The 18,558-nt window shown below is 68.5% G+C and carries 14 protein-coding genes; 9 read left to right on the forward strand and 5 right to left on the reverse strand.

Annotated features, from left to right (window positions below):
* The first annotated feature begins 205 nt into the window (after window positions 1-205).
* Window positions 206-2,344, forward strand: coding sequence for an acyl-CoA dehydrogenase (locus ACOQFS_RS09325; protein ID WP_421562619.1), 2,139 nt, complete (start codon window positions 206-208; stop codon window positions 2,342-2,344).
* Window positions 2,345-2,504: 160 nt separating this feature from the next.
* Window positions 2,505-3,926: an aspartate kinase gene (locus ACOQFS_RS09330; protein ID WP_421562620.1), complete on the forward strand. Its 1,422-nt coding sequence runs from the start codon at window positions 2,505-2,507 to the stop codon at window positions 3,924-3,926.
* 125 nt (window positions 3,927-4,051) lie between these two features.
* Here the strand turns inward: ACOQFS_RS09330 and ACOQFS_RS09335 are convergent, their stop codons facing one another.
* Together ACOQFS_RS09335 and ACOQFS_RS09340 are read right to left on the reverse strand one after the other, a co-directional pair.
* Window positions 4,052-5,584 carry a TIGR01777 family oxidoreductase gene (locus ACOQFS_RS09335; protein ID WP_421562621.1) on the reverse strand — a complete coding sequence of 511 codons (1,533 nt, stop codon included), beginning with the start codon at window positions 5,582-5,584 and terminating at the stop codon, window positions 4,052-4,054.
* A 35-nt stretch (window positions 5,585-5,619) separates the two neighbouring features.
* Entirely contained in the window at window positions 5,620-6,312 is a 693-nt protein-coding gene (locus ACOQFS_RS09340) for a DUF4166 domain-containing protein (protein ID WP_421562622.1), read from the reverse strand.
* 213 nt (window positions 6,313-6,525) lie between these two features.
* Here ACOQFS_RS09340 and ACOQFS_RS09345 point away from each other — a divergent pair, with 213 nt between their 5' ends.
* Together ACOQFS_RS09345 and ACOQFS_RS09350 are read left to right on the forward strand one after the other, a co-directional pair.
* Entirely contained in the window at window positions 6,526-8,385 is a 1,860-nt protein-coding gene (locus tag ACOQFS_RS09345) for an ATP-binding protein (RefSeq protein WP_421562623.1), read from the forward strand.
* Window positions 8,382-9,851, forward strand: a complete 1,470-nt coding sequence (locus ACOQFS_RS09350) for a sigma-54-dependent transcriptional regulator (RefSeq protein ID WP_421562624.1) — start codon at window positions 8,382-8,384, stop codon at window positions 9,849-9,851. Before ACOQFS_RS09345 ends, ACOQFS_RS09350 begins: the two co-directional genes overlap by 4 nt.
* Window positions 9,852-9,882: 31 nt before the next feature.
* Here the strand turns inward: ACOQFS_RS09350 and ACOQFS_RS09355 are convergent, their stop codons facing one another.
* Complete coding sequence (locus tag ACOQFS_RS09355) at window positions 9,883-10,854, reverse strand: DMT family transporter (RefSeq protein ID WP_421562625.1); 972 nt, start codon at window positions 10,852-10,854, stop codon at window positions 9,883-9,885.
* A gap of 192 nt (window positions 10,855-11,046) precedes the next feature.
* Here ACOQFS_RS09355 and ACOQFS_RS09360 point away from each other — a divergent pair, with 192 nt between their 5' ends.
* The 4 genes from ACOQFS_RS09360 to ACOQFS_RS09375 all read left to right on the forward strand — a co-directional run bounded on the left by ACOQFS_RS09360 (window position 11,047) and on the right by ACOQFS_RS09375 (window position 15,229).
* Window positions 11,047-11,937: a LysR family transcriptional regulator gene (locus ACOQFS_RS09360; RefSeq protein ID WP_421562626.1), complete on the forward strand. Its 891-nt coding sequence runs from the start codon at window positions 11,047-11,049 to the stop codon at window positions 11,935-11,937.
* A 143-nt stretch (window positions 11,938-12,080) separates the two neighbouring features.
* Window positions 12,081-12,719: an NUDIX domain-containing protein gene (locus ACOQFS_RS09365; RefSeq protein ID WP_421562627.1), complete on the forward strand. Its 639-nt coding sequence runs from the start codon at window positions 12,081-12,083 to the stop codon at window positions 12,717-12,719.
* Between the two features lie 98 nt (window positions 12,720-12,817).
* The gene (locus tag ACOQFS_RS09370) at window positions 12,818-13,780 is read left to right on the forward strand and encodes a class I SAM-dependent methyltransferase (protein ID WP_421562628.1); all 963 of its coding nucleotides are present in this window, start codon (window positions 12,818-12,820) and stop codon (window positions 13,778-13,780) included.
* A 120-nt stretch (window positions 13,781-13,900) separates the two neighbouring features.
* Window positions 13,901-15,229 (forward strand): patatin-like phospholipase family protein, encoded by a 1,329-nt coding sequence (locus ACOQFS_RS09375; RefSeq protein WP_421562629.1) that lies wholly within the window; start codon window positions 13,901-13,903, stop codon window positions 15,227-15,229.
* 77 nt (window positions 15,230-15,306) lie between these two features.
* Here the strand turns inward: ACOQFS_RS09375 and ACOQFS_RS09380 are convergent, their stop codons facing one another.
* Both ACOQFS_RS09380 and ACOQFS_RS09385 read right to left on the reverse strand, forming a co-directional pair.
* Window positions 15,307-15,813: a flavodoxin family protein gene (locus tag ACOQFS_RS09380; protein WP_421562630.1), complete on the reverse strand. Its 507-nt coding sequence runs from the start codon at window positions 15,811-15,813 to the stop codon at window positions 15,307-15,309.
* A gap of 107 nt (window positions 15,814-15,920) precedes the next feature.
* Window positions 15,921-16,415, reverse strand: coding sequence for an EVE domain-containing protein (locus ACOQFS_RS09385; RefSeq protein ID WP_421562631.1), 495 nt, complete (start codon window positions 16,413-16,415; stop codon window positions 15,921-15,923).
* 282 nt (window positions 16,416-16,697) lie between these two features.
* On the opposite strand from ACOQFS_RS09385, the gene ACOQFS_RS09390 reads away from it, so the two are divergent.
* Window positions 16,698-18,503, forward strand: coding sequence for a DUF3592 domain-containing protein (locus ACOQFS_RS09390; RefSeq protein ID WP_421562632.1), 1,806 nt, complete (start codon window positions 16,698-16,700; stop codon window positions 18,501-18,503).
* Window positions 18,504-18,558: the final 55 nt, after the last annotated feature.

The following is an 18,558-nucleotide window of genomic DNA, read 5'->3' on the forward strand; positions in this document are numbered from 1 at the left end:
ATGAGCCCATGCGGCGCACCCGGCGCATCCACTCATTCCGATTGCACTCCAATGCGATCTTCAAAAAGACATTGAACAGGCTCTAAGCCATCGCGTGCCATGAACCACCCAAGTCCCTGTCTCACTGTAAAAATGCCTGACGGTCCCGGGGCGCAGGGCTTGCGCCAGACCGGAGCACGGCATTCACAGACCACAGGAGACATTCATGGGCATTGCATCACTCGTCGGCCGATGGGCCATGGCCCCCTTTTCCAAGGCCTTGCCCGCCATGGGCGACACCGAACGCGCGGCGCTGGAGGCGGGCACGGTGGGGTTCGAGGGCCAGCTGTTCGCAGGCAGCCCCGACTTCAACGCGCTGATGGCCACCGGCCCCAACAAGCTCACCGCTGAAGAGCAGGCCTTCCTCGACAACGAGGTGCACACGCTGTGCGGCATGCTGGACGACTTTGCCATCGACACGGCGCGCGACCTGCCGCCCGAGGTGTGGCAGTACCTGCGCGAGAAGCGCTTCTTCGGAATGATCATTCCCAAGGAGTGGGGCGGCCTGGGCTTTGGCCACTTTGCGCATGCGGCCGTGGTCACGCGCCTGGCCACCGTCAACGTGTCGGCGGCGGTGACGGCCATGGTGCCCAATTCGCTGGGACCGGCCGAACTGCTGCTGCACTACGGCACCGAGGCGCAGAAGAAGCACTACCTGCCGCGGCTGGCCGATGGCCGCGAGCTGCCCTGCTTCGGGCTCACCTCACCCTACGCGGGCTCGGACGCAGCCTCCATCCCGGACCTGGGCGTGTTGACCACGCGCGAGGTGGACGGCCAGCCGGTGCGCGGCTTTGTCGTCAACTTCTCCAAGCGCTACATCACGCTGGCGCCGGTGGCCACCGTGGTGGGCCTGGCGTTCAACGCGCGTGACGAGAGCCGGCCCGAAGGCGAGCGCGACCTCGGCATCACCTGCGCGCTGATCCCCGTGCCCACGGCCGGCATGCAGATTGGGCGCCGCCACCGGCCCATGGACAGCGCCTTCATGAACGGCCCGATCTTCGGCGAAGACGTGTTCGTGCCCATGGACTGGATCATCGGCGGCGAAGCGCAGGTGGGGCAGGGCTGGCGCATGCTGATGCAGTGCCTGGCAGCGGGCCGCGCCATTTCGCTGCCTGCGCTCGGGGCTGCCACGCAGCAGAGCTCGGTGTTCGTGGCCAATGGGTACGGCAAGGTGCGCGAGCAGTTCGGCATGCCCATCGGCAAGTTCGACGCGGTGGCCGGCATCATCGCGGGCATGGCGGCGCAGCTGTATGCCACCGACGCCGCCCGGCGCTTCACGGCGGCTGCGCTGGACAACGGCGAGCAGCCCAGCGTGGCCAGCGCCATCCTGAAAGTGCACCTGACCGAGGCCGGGCGCACGGCCATCAACCACGCCATGGACATCCTGGGGGGCAAGGGCATCATCAACGGGCCGTCCAACCTGCTGTCGGTGGCCTACCGCCACATGCCCGTGGCCATCACGGTGGAGGGCGCCAACATCCTCACCCGGTCGCTCATCATCTTTGGCCAGGGCGCCGTGCGCTGCCACCCCTATGTGATGGCCGAGATGCAGGCCGTGGAGCAACAGGACACCGAGGCCCTGGGCCGGGCGCTGCTGGGCCACGCGGGGCATGTGGCGCGCAACCTGTGGCGCAGCCTCTTTGGCGCGCCCGTGGTGGGCGAGCCGCCGAAGGACCTGGCCACCGAAGCCGCCATGCTGGCGCGCCTGAGCGCCAAATACGCGCTGACCTGCGACCTGGCCATGGGCCTGCTGGGCGGCAAGCTCAAGCGCATGGAGCTGCTGTCGTCCCGCCTGGGAGACTGCCTGGCCCACCTGTACATGGGCAGCGCCACGCTGTGGCGCTACGCGCTGGACGCAGACGCGCAAATGCTGCCGCTGGCCCGTGCCGCGCTGCGCACCCAGCTGGACGCGGCCGAAGAGGTGCTGAGCGACCTGTATGCCAACCTGCCCACGCCAGGGCGGCGCCTGATCGGGCGGCTGGTGCTCAGCCGCACGGCCCACCTTGCGCCGCTGCGGGACGTGCAGATGCTGGCACTGGCCAAGCTGTTGCGCGAAAACGCGGCGGTGGCGCAGCGCCTGTGCCCAGACGTGAGCCTGCCTAAGGGCGGCGGCATGGTCGACCTGGTCAAGGCGCTGGAGCTGGCCGCACAGCTGGGCGACGAAGTCACCAACCAGCTCAACAAGCTGGTGCGGCGCTCGGGCTCGTTCGAAGAAGCCGCCGCCGGCATGCCCAACCCTGCGCTGGCGCTGGCTTATCTGAAAGCGGCCGACAAGGTGATCCAGGTCGACGACTTCGCGCCGTGACGGACGGCCGTCCCCGCCGCGTGCGCCCGCGTCCACGCGGCGCGCGGAGGTGCCGCTGCAAAAGTAATGGAAAATACCGGGTTTGCTGCTGCGCGGGCCCTGGGCAGCACGCATTCGCGCCCGGTTGACCCCTTTTCTTTGCTCCCCCCTCTGCCAGTCCATGCAAGACGTTCAAAATTCCAGGATCTCTGTCGAGAAGATCGGCGGCACTTCGATGACCGCCTTTGGCGATGTGGTGCGCCACATCATGCTGCACGACCCCAAGCGCATCAACGGCCGGATCTACGTGGTGTCGGCGTACTCGGGCGTGACCAACCAGCTGCTGGAGCACAAGAAGACCGGCGAGCGCGGCATCTATGCGCTGTTCGCGGAAAGCAAGGACTACCAGTCCGCCCTCACCGATCTGGCCACCAGCCTGAAGAAGATCAATGCCACCTACGCCGAACTGGGCCTGCCCCTGGATGTTGCCGATGCCTTCATCGACCACCGCATCGGCCAGGCGCGCGAGTACCTGAACGCCATGCAGCACGTGCTGGCCAGCGGCTACCTGAGCCGCCGCGACGTGCTGCTGGCCGCCCGCGAGGTGCTGGCCTCCATCGGCGAATCGCACAGCGCGTTCAACTCGGTGGAGATCCTCAAGGCCAAGGGCGTGAACGCCGTGCTGATGGACCTGGCCGGTTTTGACGACAACGAGGCCTGGACGATCGACGAGCGCATCGCCCACAGCTTCAAGGGCCTGGACCTGGCCGACAAGGTGGTGGTGGCCACGGGCTACACCAAGGGCACCGAAGGCATCATGCGCGAGTTCGACCGCGGCTATTCCGAGGTCACCTTCAGCAAGATCGCCGTGGAAGTGCGCCCGGCCGAGGCCGTGATCCACAAGGAATTCCACCTCTCGTCGGCCGACCCCAATCTGGTGGGCCTGGAAAACGCCATCGTGGTGGGCGCCACCAACTACGACGTGGCCGACCAGCTGGCCGACGTGGGCATGGAAGCCATCCACCCCAAGGCCGCCAAGCCCATGGAGCTGGCGGGCATCCCCATCCGCCTGAAGAACACCTTCGAGCCCGACCACCCCGGCACCTTGATCACCAAGGATTTCGTGGGCGAGCGCGCGCGCGTGGAGATCGTCACAGGCACCGACAAGGTCACGCTGATCGAGATCCACGACCCCAGCATGGTGGGCACGGTGGGCTTTGATGCGGGCCTGATGGACGTGTTCTGCAAGCACAACGTGAGCTACATCCTCAAGGCCACCAATGCCAACTCCATCGCCCACCTGGTGTGGGACCACCAGGTCACCCCGGCGCTGGTGGAGCAGCTGCAGGAGGACTACCAGGTCGTGACGATCAAGCCCAGCGCCATCGCCTGCACCATCGGCTCCAACATCGGCATCCCCGGCGTGCTGGCCAAGGCCGCACAGGCGCTGGCCGATGCGCACGTCAACGTGAACTGCGTGTCGCAAACCCTGCGCCAGGTGAACATGCAGTTCGTGATCGAGCGCGAAGACTACAAGACCGCCATCAAGGCGCTGAACATGGCGCTGTGCGTGAATTCCGGCACACCGGTCCCCCGGGTCTGAGCGCGCTCTGCGATGGATCAAAGCCCGCTGCGTGCGGGCTTTTTTGTTGGGTGCTGGGATGGTGAAGGAGTCACATTTTGATAGCTGCCAACGCTTATCCATAAAGCGCTGGGGCCTTTTTTTGCTCATATTCTTGGGCTTTGGCGCCGTGGAGCACGAGCGGGCCGTGCCAGGTCGGCCAGGGCGCCCTCCAGCTGAGGGTGCACAAAGCGGTAGCCGTGGGCGAGTGCGGCATGGGGTACGGGGTTCTGCCCGTCCAGCAGCAGGCACGACATTTCTCCGAGCAGGGCGCGCAGCGGCCAGCCGGGCACTCGCATCCACACCCGGCGGCCGAACGATGCGGCCAGGGCCCGGGCGAACGTCGCCTGCGTCACCGCCTGGGGCGCCACGGCATTGACCGGGCCTTGCACCTCCGGGTTGGCCATGGCAAACCGCACCAGGCCCACCGCATCGTCCAGATGCACCCAGGGGGCAGGCTGCCGCCCATGGCCCAGCACGGCGCCCAGGCCCAGGCGGGCGCTCAGGGCCTGCATGGGGTAGGCGCCACCACCGTGGCCCAGCACCACGCCCAGGCGCAGGCGCACCACGCGCACGCCCAGGGCTTCGGCGCGGCGGGCCTCGTGTTCAATGGCGGCGCACAGGTCCGACTGGAACTCGCCCGGGCAGGGTGGGGCGGATTCGTCCAAGGGTTCCATCGACGCGTCGGGCGAGGCACCATAGAAGCCCACGGCCGATGCGCTGACGAGCACGCGGGGCGGGCGGTGCAGGCGCCGCATCAGTGCCACAACCGCCACCGTGGTGTTCACGCGGCTGTCCAGCAGCTCGCGCCTGCGCGCGGCCGTCCAGGGCATGCCCAGCACGCGGGCCCCGGCCAGGTTCACGACGGCGTCGATGGGGGTCTCGGGCGGTATGGCCTCCAGCGTGTCCACCACCCAGACGGCGGGGCCCAGATGGGCGCGCGCCTGCACGGCGTCCCGGGCGAGCACGATCACACGCTCGCCGTGGCACACCAGCTCGGCCACCAGCGCGCTGCCCACAAAGCCGGTGCCGCCGGTGACCAGGATCGCGGGACGGGGCAGGTGCCCGTTGCCCGTGGCACTGCCGGTGTGTGCGGATGCGGATGCAGATGCAGATGCAGATGCAGATGCAGCAGGCTGGCGCGCGCTGCCACCCAGCTGCCACACGGCCAGCGCGTTGCGTATGCTCCAGGCCCACACGCCCACGGCGAAGGCCGTGAACAGCCACGACACCCAGCCGTGCGGTGCCAGCACCATGGCGGTGGGCAATTGCACCCAGGTCCAGAGCAGCGGCGCCATCAGCGCGAGAAAGATGCCGTAGCTGATGGTCAGCAGCGTGTGCAGCAGCCGCTCGAGCGGCGGCAGACGCCGGGTGCGGTCTTCCTCCAGAAAGTCGGCCAGCGTGATGCACAGCTCGGCCACCAGCAGCGTGCCCAGCAATGCGGCAAACGCGCCGCGCCATTCAAACCAGGCCAGGCCAAAAAAGACGATGCCGTAGATGGCCTCGCGAGCGGCGTGCAGCGCCAGTTCGTGACGGGCCGAGGTGCGATGGGGCAGGCGGGCCTCCAGTTCGTGGTGCCAGAGGTTGTCGAACGCGCCCATGGCGGCTTGCACCGAGAGCAGCAGAAAAAGGGTGTTCATGGGGGTCATGGCGAAGACTTCGGTGGCGGGGGGACTCAGGCAGCAAAAATGATGGTATCGGTGTCGTCGTGGTCCGCAACGGGATCGGTGAATACGCCGCATTGGTAGAAGGTCTCGCCCCACCAGGGGTGAGCCATGCTCAGCGTGAAGCGAAACCGGCCGCCGCCCAGGTCCGCATGCGCAACGCTGCACGTGCCGGGGGTCAGCAGCGTGGGCACGGGGATGCGCACACGCCCCAGCACCCAGAAATAGCGGCGGCTGCGAAAGACCAGCGCGCCGTCTTCTTCGAGCACATCGAGCGACATGCTCAAGCCGCCGTCCGTGCGCTCGCGCAGGCCGCCGTCGGCGCCCAGCTCCTTGGTGGACCGTACGGTGCAGCCGCTGCGTCCTTGGCGGTCGCCATGAAAGCACCGCTCCCACACCATGCCGCCGCGCCCATTGCCGCTCACGCGCACGGTGGCGGGCAGGTCTGTGGTGTTGAGGTGCGCAAGCGGGCCGCCCCAGAGCCGTGCCAGCGCCGCAAACACATGGCCGATGCGCGAGCACCGCAGCTCCATCACGCCGTGGTAGGTCACGTCCGGGTGGGCCACCCCAAAGCGGCGTTGCACGGCGCGGGGCAGCCGGGCCCAGGCAGCAGAACCGGCCAGCGCCGGCAGGTCCAGCGGGCGCGCTGGCAATGCATCCGTGGCGGTGGGGCGGGCGGCGGTGGAAGTGAACAGGGCGAACATGGAGGGCCTTTGCTGGAAGCGGCACTTGCGCTTCTTGTGGCTCTCTATTGCGAAAGTCGGGCCAGCCCGCCTGCAAGCTGCAAGTGGTTGATTTCATTGGAAATCGCTCCAAGACCTGCATACCTGGTTTACAGTCCGTCGGCGGCCAACCGTCAACCGCAGGAACAGGTTGCCGTTCCTTCCTCCAACGTCCCGGTCATCCCTTCTCCTCCCATGCTGATCCACGCCGTTCTCGGGTTCGCGCTGCTGGAAACCCTGGTGCTGGCCGCCGTGCTGCTCGCCTTTGCCGACCGGGTGGCGGGCGCGCGGCTGCTGTCAGCGTTTCTGGTGGGCATATCGCTCTGGATGGTGGGCAACGAGCTGCCCAACTGGTTCGGCCCCGACACCGAGCGGGTGATGATGCTGCTGCTCTCCACGGCGCCGTTCACCTCGGTGCTGTTCTTTCATTTCTGCGTGGTGTTTTGCCGTGTGAACCTGGGCCGCGCGGGCCTTGCCGCCGCCTACGTGCTGGGCGCGGGCGCCACCCTGTCGGCCATGCTGATGACGCCGGGGCATATCGAGCAGCACCCGGACATTGGCTGGATTGCTGTGGCAAATCCCGTGGGCTGGGTCGCGAGCATGGCCTGGGTCGTCCTGGGGATTGGAGGCGTGTCGGTGCTGCTGCATGCCCTGCTGCGCGCGCGGCGGGAGGGCGACGGGCAGAAGTTCCGGCAGATCGCGGCGGTCACGGCTTCGTGCCTCTGGGGCATGCTCTGCCTCACGGGCTACGGCATCGCCGTGCTGGGCTGGCCTGTCTACCCGTTTCCGCTGCTGGGCCTGCCGCTGTATTCGTTGATCCTGGTCTACGGCATCCTGCGCTACGGCGTGTTTGTGGCCAACGCCTGGGCGCGCCGCGCGCTGGTATGGGCGCTCTTGCTGGCGCTGGGTGCGCTGGTGGTCGCCCTCACGCCCCTGCTCACGTTCGAGTCGCGCTGGTTGGGCGGCCTGGCCGTGGCGGCCAGCGTGCTGGCGCTCAACGGCCCGGTTCGGCGCGTGGCCGAGCGGCTTGTGTACCCGGGCGGACGCGTGTCCATTGCCGACCTGGACGCCTGGCGCAGCGCGCTGCTGCCCGCCGAAACGCCCGAAGCCCTGGCGCAGCAGGCGGCGGCGCTGCTGAGCCAGCGCATTGGCACGCAGGTGGAAGTGCACATCGGCGAGCCGCCCGCGCCCGCGCCCACCAGCAGCAGCATGCCTCGGCTGGCCTGTTCACGGCGCAGCAGCGGCGACCGCTGGCACGCCACGCTCCACGGCTGGGACGCCGCCCCCCCTGGCCCGCGCCACGTGGCCGAGCTGTTTGGCACCGTGGTGGCTGAAGCCGCCGCCCGGGTGGAGCAGGCCCAGCATGCGGCCGCCCGCGAGCGCGACCGCCAGCTGCAGGCCCGCCTGGCCGAGCTGGGCACGCTGGCCGCCACCGTGGCACACGATATCCGCAACCCGCTCAACATCATCTCCATGGCCGTGGCCGCAGCCCCCGGCGACACCCGGCGTGAAGTGGCAGAGCAGGTGGCGCGGATCTCCAACCTCACCCACGACCTGCTGGACTACGCCAAACCCTGGAAGCTGAGCGTGGACACCATCGACCTGGCCACCCACGTGCGCAACGCCGCCCTGCGGCTGCCCGACGTGAGCCTTGGCCATGGCCTGGATCAGCCCCTGTGGGTGCCGGCCGACCCGCGGCGGGTGGACCAGGTGCTGACCAACCTGTTCGAGAACGCTCGCGTCGCCGCATCGGCCACCGATGAACCCGCCGCGCCCGGCAAGGCCGCCACCCACAGCCATGTGCACATCGACGCGGAACGCACCGCGGACGCCGTGTGGCTGCATGTGTGCGATGCGGGCCCCGGCGTGCCGGCTGAGATCCGCAGCCGCCTGTTTGAGCCGTTTGCATCACGCAGCCCGGGCGGCACCGGGCTGGGCCTGGCGATCGTGGCGCGCATCATGGCTGCGCACGGCGGATCGGTGGTGCTGGCCGAGCGCGCCCCGTGGAGCACCTGCTTCACGCTCCGATTCCCCCTGACGACGACATCTGCATGATCTCTACCTCCGCCTCCACACCCCTGCCCGGCGACGCCACTGCCGCCGACGCCGAGGCCCAGAACGGACACGTGCTGCTGGTGGACGACGAGGCCGCATTTCAGCGCCTGGGCGGCGCGTTTTTGCGCAACCTGGGCCACACCGTCACGCTGGCCGGCGATGGTGAACAAGCGCTGGCGGCCTTTGCCAAACAGCAGCCCGAGTTGGTGCTGCTCGACCTGGCCATGCCACCGCACATGGACCCGGAGATCGGGCTGGAGCTGATCCCGCGCTTTGCCCGTGTGCCCGTGGTGGTGCTCACCGGCCATGGCGACCATGCGTTGGCCCTGCGCGCCACCGAGCTGGGTGCCTGGGACTTTCTCACCAAGCCCATCGACCCCGACATGCTGCGCTTTGTGGTGGCGCGCGGGCTGCGCAAGGCGCGGCTGGACGCGGAGCTGGCCACGCTGCGTGAGGGCCAGGCGCTGGACGACCTGGGCATGGTGGGCCAGGCGGCGGCGACGGTGCAGCTGCGCGCGCTGGTACGGCGCGTTGCGCCCACCCAGGTGAGCGTGCTGGTGCTGGGCCCCACGGGCACCGGCAAGGAGCTGGTGGCCCGCGCGCTGCACGCCTGCAGCGCGCGTCGCAACGAGCCGTTCGTGGCCATCCACTGCGGGGCGCTGTCGGCCGAGCTGCTGGAGAGCGAGCTTTTTGGCCATATGAAGGGCAGCTTCACCGGCGCTTACCGCGATCAACCCGGCCTGGTGGAGGCCGCGCACGGCGGGACGCTGTTTCTGGACGAGGTGGGCGAGATGCCGCCGCCCATGCAGGTCAAGCTGCTGCGCTTTCTGCAGGAGGGCACCTTTGTGCCGGTGGGCGGCCGCGTGCAAAAGCGCGCCGACACCCGCGTGGTGGCCGCCACCCACCGCGACCTGGAGGCCATGGTGCGCGAGGGCAGCTTCCGCGAGGACCTTTTCTACCGCTTGAAGGGCGTGGTGCTGCGCACCCCCTCCATCGCCGAGCGGCCGGCCGACATCCCCTTGCTGGCCACGCGTTTCGTGCACCGCGTGGCGCCGCGCGCGGGTCTGTCGCCCAGTGCGCTGGCGTGGCTGATGGCCCGCGAATGGCCGGGCAACGTGCGAGAACTCAAGGCCGTGGCCGAGTCCGCCGCTGCCTTGCTGATGCCCGATCAGCGCGAGGTGGATGCCGAGCTGCTGCAGCTGGCGAGCGGCGACATGGGCGCCCTGGGCGCCTTGGGCGACGCGGGCGAGCCGTTTCACCACACCGACCCCGCGCACCCGACCGATGCGCAGCTGGCGGTACCTGGGATCACGGGTCCGCTGGACGCCGCACTGACCGAACTGGAACTGCGCATGGTGCGCGACACCCTGGCCGCCACGGGCGGCAATCAGTCGGAGGCGGCGCGCAGGCTGGGCATCTCGCGCGTGGGGCTGGTCAAGAAACTGACGCGCCTGGGCCTGCGCTGAATCACGCCTTTGTTCGGCCTTTTCGGCCCTTTCAGCCCTTCTGCGGGGCGGCCTGCGGCGTGTTCGCGCCCTGGGGCGTGGCGCCGCTCGCCTTGGGCCGGGCACCGATCAGCATCACCCCCGCCAGCACCAGCGCGGCACCCCCCATCTGCCAGGCCGTGAGCGGCTCGTCCAGCAACCAGGCGCTGAAGAAGATGGTGAGGATGGGCCCCAGCGTGCCGATGAGCGCTGTCTTGGGGGCGCCGATGCGGCGGATGGCGGCCGAGGTCATGAACACCGGCAGCACGGTGGAGAACACGGCCATGCCCACGGCATGCCCGTACACCGGCAAAGGCTGCACCAGGGTCGACACAGGCTGCGTGGCGACAAAGTGCGCCAGCGTGGCCACGGTGGACACCAGCATTGCCAGCGCGGTGAAACGCGCCGCGCCCAGGCGGCGAATGGCTGGCTCGCTGCCGGCCTGGTAGAAGGCATACGAAACGGCCGAGCCGAACACAAACCCCGCCCCGATCCACACCGCCCGCGCATCCCCTGCAATGTGCAGGTCGTGCGCAAACGCCAGGCCGATGCCCGCGTAAGACAGCAGCAGGGCGCCCATCTCTCGGCGCGAGGCCGTCTTGCCCAAAAACAGCACCCCAATCAGGATGGTGAGCGTGGGGTAGGTGAACAGGATCAGCCGCTCCAGGCTGGCCGAGATGTACTGCAGGCCCACAAAGTCCAGAATGCTGGCCCCGTAATAGCCCAGCAGGCCCAGCGCCACCACGGCCAGCCAGTCGCGCAGCGCCAGCGGCGCCAGGTGGCGGCTGGCGCGCCAGCCGACCCAGGCAAACACCGGCACCGAAAACAGCATGCGCAGCGCCAGCAGGGTGACCGAATCCACGGGCGCAGCCTGCGGCACGGCGTAGGCCAGCTTCACGAAAATCGCCTTGAACGAGAACCCGAAGGCGGCCAGCACGGCCAGCGCGAGTCCGATGCGCTCGGGCGACCATTTTTTGAATGACATGGGGGAGTGAGCAAGGGTAAACAAAGAGAACGGATCGAACGGATGAGGCTGCGGATGCTTCAGCCTCGGCTGTTCGTTTTTTTGCAATGGTGGCTGCAGAATGCAAGAGGCACAATTGCCCATCTCCCACGGTAGCGTTCGTCAAAGCCGAATGCGCCGGTGTCTTTGGTCTCTTTGTTGTCCTGTATCCCCATGAACTACGACCTGACGGACCTGCGCCTTTTTGTGGCGGTGGCGGAAGAGGGCAACCTGACACGCGGCGCGGCGCGCGCCTTTTTGGCGCCATCGTCGGCCAGCCACCGCATTCGCCGCCTGGAAGAGGCGCTCAACGCCACCCTGCTGGAGCGGCAGGCCCGGGGCGTGCAGCTGACCCGCGCGGGCGAGGCCCTGCTGCGCAACGCGCGCCAGGTGTTGGCCAGCCTGGAGCAGATGCACGCCAACCTGTCGCCCTTTGCCACGGGCATCCGCGGCCACGTGAGCCTGTGGGCCAATACGCATGCCACGCACACTTTTCTGCCGGACGACCTGGCCGGTTTTCTGCGCCAGCACCCGCAGGTCAGCGTGAGCCTGGAAGAGCGCACCAGCGCCGAGATCGTGGTGGCCGTGGCCGGTGGCGAGATCGACGTGGGCGTGCTGGCCGACAGCGGCCACAGCGCGGGGGTGGACCTGCTGCCCTACCGGCAGGACCGGCTCGTGCTCATCGTGCCGCGCGGCCATGCGCTCTCGGCCCGCGGCAGCACCGGCTTTGCCGAAGTGCTGGACCACCCGTTCGTGATGCTGCACGCGGGCTCGGCCATCCACACCTTCACGATGAACACGGCCGCCACGCTGGGCCGCCACCTGGACGTGCGCATCCAGGTGCGCAGCTTCGAAGCCGTCTGCCGTATGGTGGGCGCGGGCGTGGGCATCGGCCTGGTGCCGCGCAGCGCGGTGCGCACGGCAGGCCTGACCGAGCCGCCGGTGGTGCTGGCCATGGACGAGCCCTGGGCACAGCGCGATCTGCAGATCTGCGTGCGCAGGGGCACGGCCCTGCCAGGCTTTGCCCAGGCGCTGGTGGATGCGCTGCGCGCCCGCGCGCTGTGAACGGCGTGGCCGCGCCGCAGGCATGATGCGGCCCTTCGACCCTCTGCTCTCTCACAAGGAAGATCCGTGCCCCATCACTTCGCTCTTCAAGCATCCATGCCCGAACCAGCCCGCATGACGACGACCGGGCGGGAGCACGCACCATGACGCGCCCCATGCCCGCCCCGGTGCCCGCCAGCACCGACGCCGTGAAGCTGGTTGCGGTGGAGTTGCTGTCCGATCACTGGTACACGCTGCGCAAGGTGACGTTGGACCAGCGCCGGCGTGACGGCCAGTGGCAGCGCCAGGTGCGCGAGGCCTATGACCGGGGCAACGGCGCCGTCGTGCTGCTGCACGACCCGCGCCGGGACACGGTGGTGCTGACGCGCCAGTTCCGGCTGCCCACCTTCCTGAACGGCAATCCGCAAGGCCAGCTGATCGAAGCCTGCGCGGGCCTGCTCGACGGCGACGACCCCGAAACCTGCGTGCGCCGCGAGGCCGAAGAGGAAACAGGTTTTCGCGTGCGCGCGCCGCGCAAGGTGTTCGAGGCCTACATGAGCCCGGGTTCGGTGACCGAGAAGCTGCACTTCTTCGTGGCCGACTACGAGGCTGCCGACCGCATCCGCCAAGGCGGCGGCATGGTGGAAGAGGGCGAAGACATCGAGGTCATCGAGATGCCGCTCGATGAAGCACTGGCCGGCATCCGCACCGGGCAGATTCAGGACGGCAAGACCGTGATGCTGCTGCAGCATGTGGCGCTGCAGCGGCATCCATCCAATCAACCGCCCCACGGTGGTCGTTGATCCACGCGCTGTTGATGCTATATATTTAATAGCTTCTGGCGCTTTGTGGATAAGCGCTGAAGCCTGTTTTTATTCAATATTTTTCTTTTTCAGCCCCCATGCAATCCCTGCTCGACGCCATCGCCACCATGCCTTTGCCCACCGAGGCGCAGCGCATCTTCCACGGCCGGGGCGGCATGCACCCGGGCTGCGAGCAGTGGGTGCTGGACGCGTACCCGCCTGTCTTCGTGCTGACCCGCTTTGCGCCCGCCACCGATGAGGAACTGGCGGCCGTGGGCGCGGCGCTGCAGGCGCGCTGGGCGCAGATCGCGCCTGCGGGAGAGCCGCTGAACTGGGTCTTTCAGCATCGGGGCGAAGCCCTGCGGGTGGAAGGCCGCAGCGACACGCGCCTGATGGCCGGCGCCGTGCCTGACCCGCACGTGGTGATGGAAGGCGCCACCCGCTACCGGGTGCATGTGCTGCGCGGGCAGAACCACGGCCTGTTTCTCGACATGGCGGCGGGCCGCCGCTGGGTGCGCGACTTCGTGGCTGCACGGCAAGGCGACCGCTACGGCCTGAAGGTGCTCAACCTGTTCGCCTACACCTGTGCGTTCTCGGTGGTCGCGCTGCAGGCGGGCGCGCGCCAGGTGGTCAACGTGGACATGAGCCACGGCGCCATCGGCATCGGGCAGCAAAACCATCAGCTCAACGGCATCACCACCGGTGCGGCTTTCCTGCCGCACGACATCTTCAGCAGCTGGGGCAAGATCAACCGCAGCGGCCCCTACGACCTCGTCATCGTCGACCCGCCCAGCTACCAGAAGGGCAGCTTCGTCGCCACCAAGGACTACGCCCGCCTGATGCGCCGCCTGCCCGACCTGCTGGCGCCCGGCGGCCACGCGCTGCTGTGCCTGAACGCTCCCGAGCTCGGCCTGGCCTTTTTGCAAGACCAGATGCGCGAGCTGGCGCCCGAGCTGCAGTTTGTCGAACGCGTGGCCAACCCGGCGGTGTTTGCCGATGTGGACGAACACAGGGCATTGAAGGTGCTGGTGTACCGCGCGCCGGCAGCGCCTTGGGGCTGAGCGCCCTGGCGCGCCCGTGCGGTTTCTGGGCGGCGCCGTGCCAATGTTCAGTTGCATGAACTGCGCTGCCACGCCAGCATGGCCCCGCCGCCCCGCCGCCACCCATTTCAGGAGCCCGCCATGCGCTTGACCGCCGCCCAGTTCCACGCCGAAGCCGCCCCCGCCGTCGCGCAGATGCGCGCCGAGGGGCTGGACCGCAAGGCCTACAGCGACGCGCTGGACGCTGCGGGCCGGCAGTATGTGGACCTGGTGATGGAGGGCGGGGGCGTGCTGGGCATCGCTCTGGTGGGCTATCTCTATCTGCTGGAGCAGGCGGGGCTGCGGTTTTCGGCCCTGGGGGGCGCGTCGGCCGGGTCCATCACGGCGCTGGTGCTGGCCGCGCTGGGTGAGCCGAGCGAGCCCAAGTGCGGCCGGCTGGTGGAAATCGTGGCCAACATCCCCATGGCGGAGTTCATGGACGGCAAGGACGACGATGACGACGACGCCCGCGATTTCATCAACACCCTGCTCAGGCGCCCCGGCCTGGCCCGGGGGGTGTGGAAGGGCGTGCAGGTGGTGGACAACCTGCGCACGATGCAGGGCCTGAACCGGGGCGACCGCTTTCAGGCCTGGCTGACGCGGGTGCTGGCAGACTGCGGCATTTCCACCACCCGGGCCCTGCGCCAGCGCATGGCGGCCACGCCGCTGGACTGGCACCTGCGCCCGGGCAGCCTGCATGCCGCATCGCAGCTGCAGGGCGCTCCCGCGTTGCCGCCGCTGGATGCGGGCAAGGACTACCTGTGCATCGTCGCGGCCGACATCGCCACCGAGACCAAGGTGGAGTTCCCGCGCATGGCCGGGCTGTACTGGGCCGACCCGGACGCGGTGAACCCGGCGGACTATGCGCGCTGCTCGATGTCGATCCCGCTGTTCTTCCGGCCCTATCGCGTGCCGATGCAACTGCGCGACGCTGAGCACCGCAAGCTGTGGTGCCAACTGGCCGGCATGGACGAGCGCGACATGGACCCGGGCCGCGTGCCGCCGTTCCCGCCGCCCGAGGCCTGCTTCATCGACGGCGGCGTGTTGTCCAACTTCCCCATCGACGCCTTTCACAACACCCTGAAGGTGCCCACGCGGCCCACCTTGGGCGTGAAGCTGCAGTGGGACGACCGCAGCCACACCATCGCCAGCCTGACCAAGGTGGTGACGCAGACCTTCAATGCGTCGCGCCACTGCCTGGACTATGAGTTTTTGCGCAAGAACCCCGACTTCAAACAACTGGTGGCGTATATCGACACGGCCGACCACGACTGGCTGGACTTTGAAATGAGCGACGAGGGCAAGCTGGACCTGTTCCGCCGAGGTGCCGAGGCCGCGCGGGCGTTTCTGGCCGGGTTTGACTGGGAGGGCTACAAGAAGACCCGCGAGCACCTGGTGGGGGCCTATGCGCAGGCCTGGGGCGGGCGGTAGCGTCTTCTGCGCACGTCTTAGAACGTGTTTACGATCCCCTGCGAGATCGTAAACACGTTCTTAGGGGCTGAGTCGAATCAATACACACCCAAGGCCAGCCCCGTGGCCATCGCCGCGCCCAGTTCGCGGCAGCGCTGCAGGTCGGCCTCGCCGATGTGCTTGGGCGCCAATATGGCCTCGGGCGTCTGCGCGTGGGTGCACACGATCAGCGGGTCGGCCACGGCGTTCAGGCGCCAGCCGGTGGCAATGCGGGCCATCTGCCGCGCCGCGTTGGCGCCGTCGCTGCCCGCACACACCAGCGCGGCATAGGGGCGGCCGTTCGCCTGGTCCAGCACCGGGTAATAGCAGCGGTCAAAAAAGTCCTTCATCAGCCCGCTGATGGCGGCCAGGTTCTCTGGCGTGGCAAACACATAGCCGTCGGCCGCCAGCATGTCGGCGGCGCCGGCCTCGCGGGCGTGCAGCAGCCGCACCTGCATGCCGGGTTCGGCCTCCTGCGCGCCCTGCAGCGCAGCCTCGGCCATCTGGCGCGTGCCGCCGGTCAGGGAGTGATAAACGATGAGCAGGGTTTTGCGGGTGGCGGTCATGGGCAATGGGGTGTATCTACTCACATTTTGATAGCTGTCTGCGCTTTATCAGCAAGCGCTGAGGGCCAAAAACATTCAATAAAAATGGCGAAGGGCCAGCGGCAGGGTCATCCACCGGCGTCCAGCAGCGCCACCACACGGTCCCAGTCTGCGGGCTCGACAGGCGTGATCGACAGGCGGCTGCCTTTTTGCAGCACGCGCAGCCCGGCCAGTTCGGGCCGCGCGCGCAGCTCGGCCAGCGGCAGCAGCCGTGTCTTGCTGAGGGCCTGCACGTCCAGCAGCAGCCAGCGGGGTGCGTCGGGCGGCGACTTGGGGTCGTGGTAGGGCGATGTGGGGTCGAACTGCGTGGGATCGGGCCGGGTGGTGCTGGCCACCCGGGCCAGGCCGGCAATGCCGGGCTCGGGGCAGCTGGAGTGGTAGAACAGCACGCCGTCTCCCACCTGCATCTCGTCGCGCATGAAGTTGCGCGCCTGGTAGTTGCGCACGCCCGTCCAGGGCACGGTGGCGTTGGGGGCGGCCAGTGCGTCGTCGATGGAGCATTCGTCGGGCTCGGATTTCATGAGCCAGTAGCGGGCGGGGCGCGGGGAGGAGTGGGTGGACATGGGCGCCATTCTGGCAAAGCTGTGGTGGTGTGCATACACCGTTATGGCGTGTGCGATGCTTCACATTTTGTAGCTGCTTGCATCGATGCAGTAAGCGCTAGGGGCCATTTTGGCTCGATATTTTCACCGTGGCGCTGCCTTGTGGAAGGCCTTGCAAGACCACAGCACCCGCAGGACTTGCAAAACGCCTTGGCCGGTGGGGTGAGACGCCGCAGAATCAGCGCCCCCGGCTTCCGGGTTCAACACCGCACCCCCGCCCTGGGGGGCACAGAGGGAGGGTGAATGGCCAACCAGGCAGGTCGTCGCACACACCGCGCAACGCACGCGGCAGGCGCCAGCGCGAAGAGCGGGGGCGGCCCGTGGCTGCTCATGCTGTTCGCAGTGCCGTTTGCCGCCGTGGGCATTGGCATGCTGCTGCTGGGCGTGCTGCCCACGCTGTATGACTGGGCGCGCATGCAGTCCTGGAACGAAGTGCCGGCGCGGGTGGTGTCGGCACAGCTCAACACGCACCGCGGCAGCAAGTCGGGCAACACGTATAGCGTCTCGGCCCACTACCGGTACGAGGTGGCGGGCGTTGCGTACGATGGTTTTCGACCCGCCATCAATACCTCGGCCGACAACGTTGGCAGCTTTCATGCCAGCCTGGCGTCGCGCCTGGAACACGCCCAGCGCAGCGGCTCGCCCACGCCCGTGTGGGTGAACCCCTCGCGCCCGCAAGATGCCGTGGCGGACCGCAGCCTGCGCCTGGGCCTGCTCGGGTTTCGCATGATTTTTGTGGTGCTGTTCGGCGGTGTGGGACTGGGCCTCTTGGCCTGGGGCTGGCACCTTCGGCGTGCCCCGGCCCTGAACGCGGCGCGCCTGCAGGCCGCTGGCGGTGTGCCCTGGCTGGCCCGCAAGGCCTGGGCGGACAACCGCATCCGCTCGGGCAAGCGCTGGGAAGTGTGGCTTGCCTGGGGCTTTGCGGTGGTGTGGGGCGGCATTGTCTACCCGGCGGCCGTGTCCGCGTTGCCGCGTGCCTTGCGCCAAGAGAACTATGCGGTGGCGGGCCTGCTGGCTGCCATGGCGGCCGTGGGGCTGGGCCTGCTGGTGTGGGCCGTGCGCGCCACGCTGGACGCGCGCCGCCATGGCGAGGTGTCCCTGGTGATGGACCCGTTCCCCGGCTCCATCGGCGGCCATGTGGGTGCCAGCGCCGATCTGCCCGCCGTGCCGTTTCGCCCCGGCTTGCGGTTTGCCGTCACGCTGTACTGCGCCTACCACTACCAGCGTCGCAATGCGGGCAGCCATGAACGCTCCGAATCGCGCGAGCACATCGTCTGGCAGGCGGAAGGTGCGGCGCAGGTGCAGCCGCAAGGGGCCGGCAGCCGCGTGTCGTTCCGCTTCGATGTGCCCCGGGGGCTGCCGCAGTCGCAAGACCCCGCAGGCAACAGCGAGCACCACTGGACGGTGGTGCTGGAGAGCACCGAACCGGCACTGAAGTTCTCGCGCCGGTTTGAAGTGCCGGTGTACGAAACCGGCGTCGAATCCACCTGGCTGGCGCAGGACGCGGCCAGCCACCCGCAGATGCAGGACCGGCGCGATGCCGAACTGCAGGCCGTGAGCGACATCGAGGCCGTGGACGGCGGCGTGCGCCTGTACCAGCCTTACGGCCGCCTGTGGCGGCAGAACCTGCTGTGGCTGGTGCTGGGGGGCGCGTTTTTTGGCATGGGCGCTGCGGCCGGATCCATGGGTGCCCCGGTGCTGTTCCCCATCGTGTTTGGCGGCGTGGGCGGCGCCATGCTGGTGTGGGGCCTGTATGCCCTGTGCAACAGCCTGCGCGTGCAGCTGGACGGCCAGGGCCTGCACACCGAGCGCCGTCTGCTGGGCCTGATGCTGGCCTGGCGGCGCGTGCCCGCCGCCGCCATTGCGCGCCTGGCCGTCAAGGAAAGCTACACCCAGCACAGCGGCGGCCAAAGCACCACGTTTTACCGGCTGCAGGTGCAGCTGCGGAGCGGCAAGCGCGTGACCATTGCCGACAGCCTGCGCGGCCGTGCGGTGGCCGACCAGCTGCTCGCGCAAGTGGCCAGGGCCACGGGCTACCCGCGCGACTGAGAGCCTGTTCAATGTCTTTTTGGAGTCGCACAAGGTCCTTGCCGGGATGGGATGC

The organism is Paracidovorax sp. MALMAid1276 (assembly GCF_049198005.1).
Lineage (GTDB): Bacteria > Pseudomonadota > Gammaproteobacteria > Burkholderiales > Burkholderiaceae_C > Acidovorax.

Bases quoted from the DNA above. Each gene is read 5' to 3' on its own strand.
- ACOQFS_RS09325 (WP_421562619.1), top strand. From the start codon at position 206: ATGGGCATTGCATCACTCGTCGGCCGATGGGCCATGGCCCCCTTTTCC.
- ACOQFS_RS09330 (WP_421562620.1), top strand. From the start codon at position 2,505: ATGCAAGACGTTCAAAATTCCAGGATCTCTGTCGAGAAGATCGGCGGC.
- ACOQFS_RS09335 (WP_421562621.1), bottom strand. From the start codon at position 5,584: ATGAACACCCTTTTTCTGCTGCTCTCGGTGCAAGCCGCCATGGGCGCG.
- ACOQFS_RS09340 (WP_421562622.1), bottom strand. From the start codon at position 6,312: ATGTTCGCCCTGTTCACTTCCACCGCCGCCCGCCCCACCGCCACGGAT.
- ACOQFS_RS09345 (WP_421562623.1), top strand. From the start codon at position 6,526: ATGCTGATCCACGCCGTTCTCGGGTTCGCGCTGCTGGAAACCCTGGTG.
- ACOQFS_RS09350 (WP_421562624.1), top strand. From the start codon at position 8,382: ATGATCTCTACCTCCGCCTCCACACCCCTGCCCGGCGACGCCACTGCC.
- ACOQFS_RS09355 (WP_421562625.1), bottom strand. From the start codon at position 10,854: ATGTCATTCAAAAAATGGTCGCCCGAGCGCATCGGACTCGCGCTGGCC.
- ACOQFS_RS09360 (WP_421562626.1), top strand. From the start codon at position 11,047: ATGAACTACGACCTGACGGACCTGCGCCTTTTTGTGGCGGTGGCGGAA.
- ACOQFS_RS09365 (WP_421562627.1), top strand. From the start codon at position 12,081: ATGACGCGCCCCATGCCCGCCCCGGTGCCCGCCAGCACCGACGCCGTG.
- ACOQFS_RS09370 (WP_421562628.1), top strand. From the start codon at position 12,818: ATGCAATCCCTGCTCGACGCCATCGCCACCATGCCTTTGCCCACCGAG.
- ACOQFS_RS09375 (WP_421562629.1), top strand. From the start codon at position 13,901: ATGCGCTTGACCGCCGCCCAGTTCCACGCCGAAGCCGCCCCCGCCGTC.
- ACOQFS_RS09380 (WP_421562630.1), bottom strand. From the start codon at position 15,813: ATGACCGCCACCCGCAAAACCCTGCTCATCGTTTATCACTCCCTGACC.
- ACOQFS_RS09385 (WP_421562631.1), bottom strand. From the start codon at position 16,415: ATGTCCACCCACTCCTCCCCGCGCCCCGCCCGCTACTGGCTCATGAAA.
- ACOQFS_RS09390 (WP_421562632.1), top strand. From the start codon at position 16,698: ATGGCCAACCAGGCAGGTCGTCGCACACACCGCGCAACGCACGCGGCA.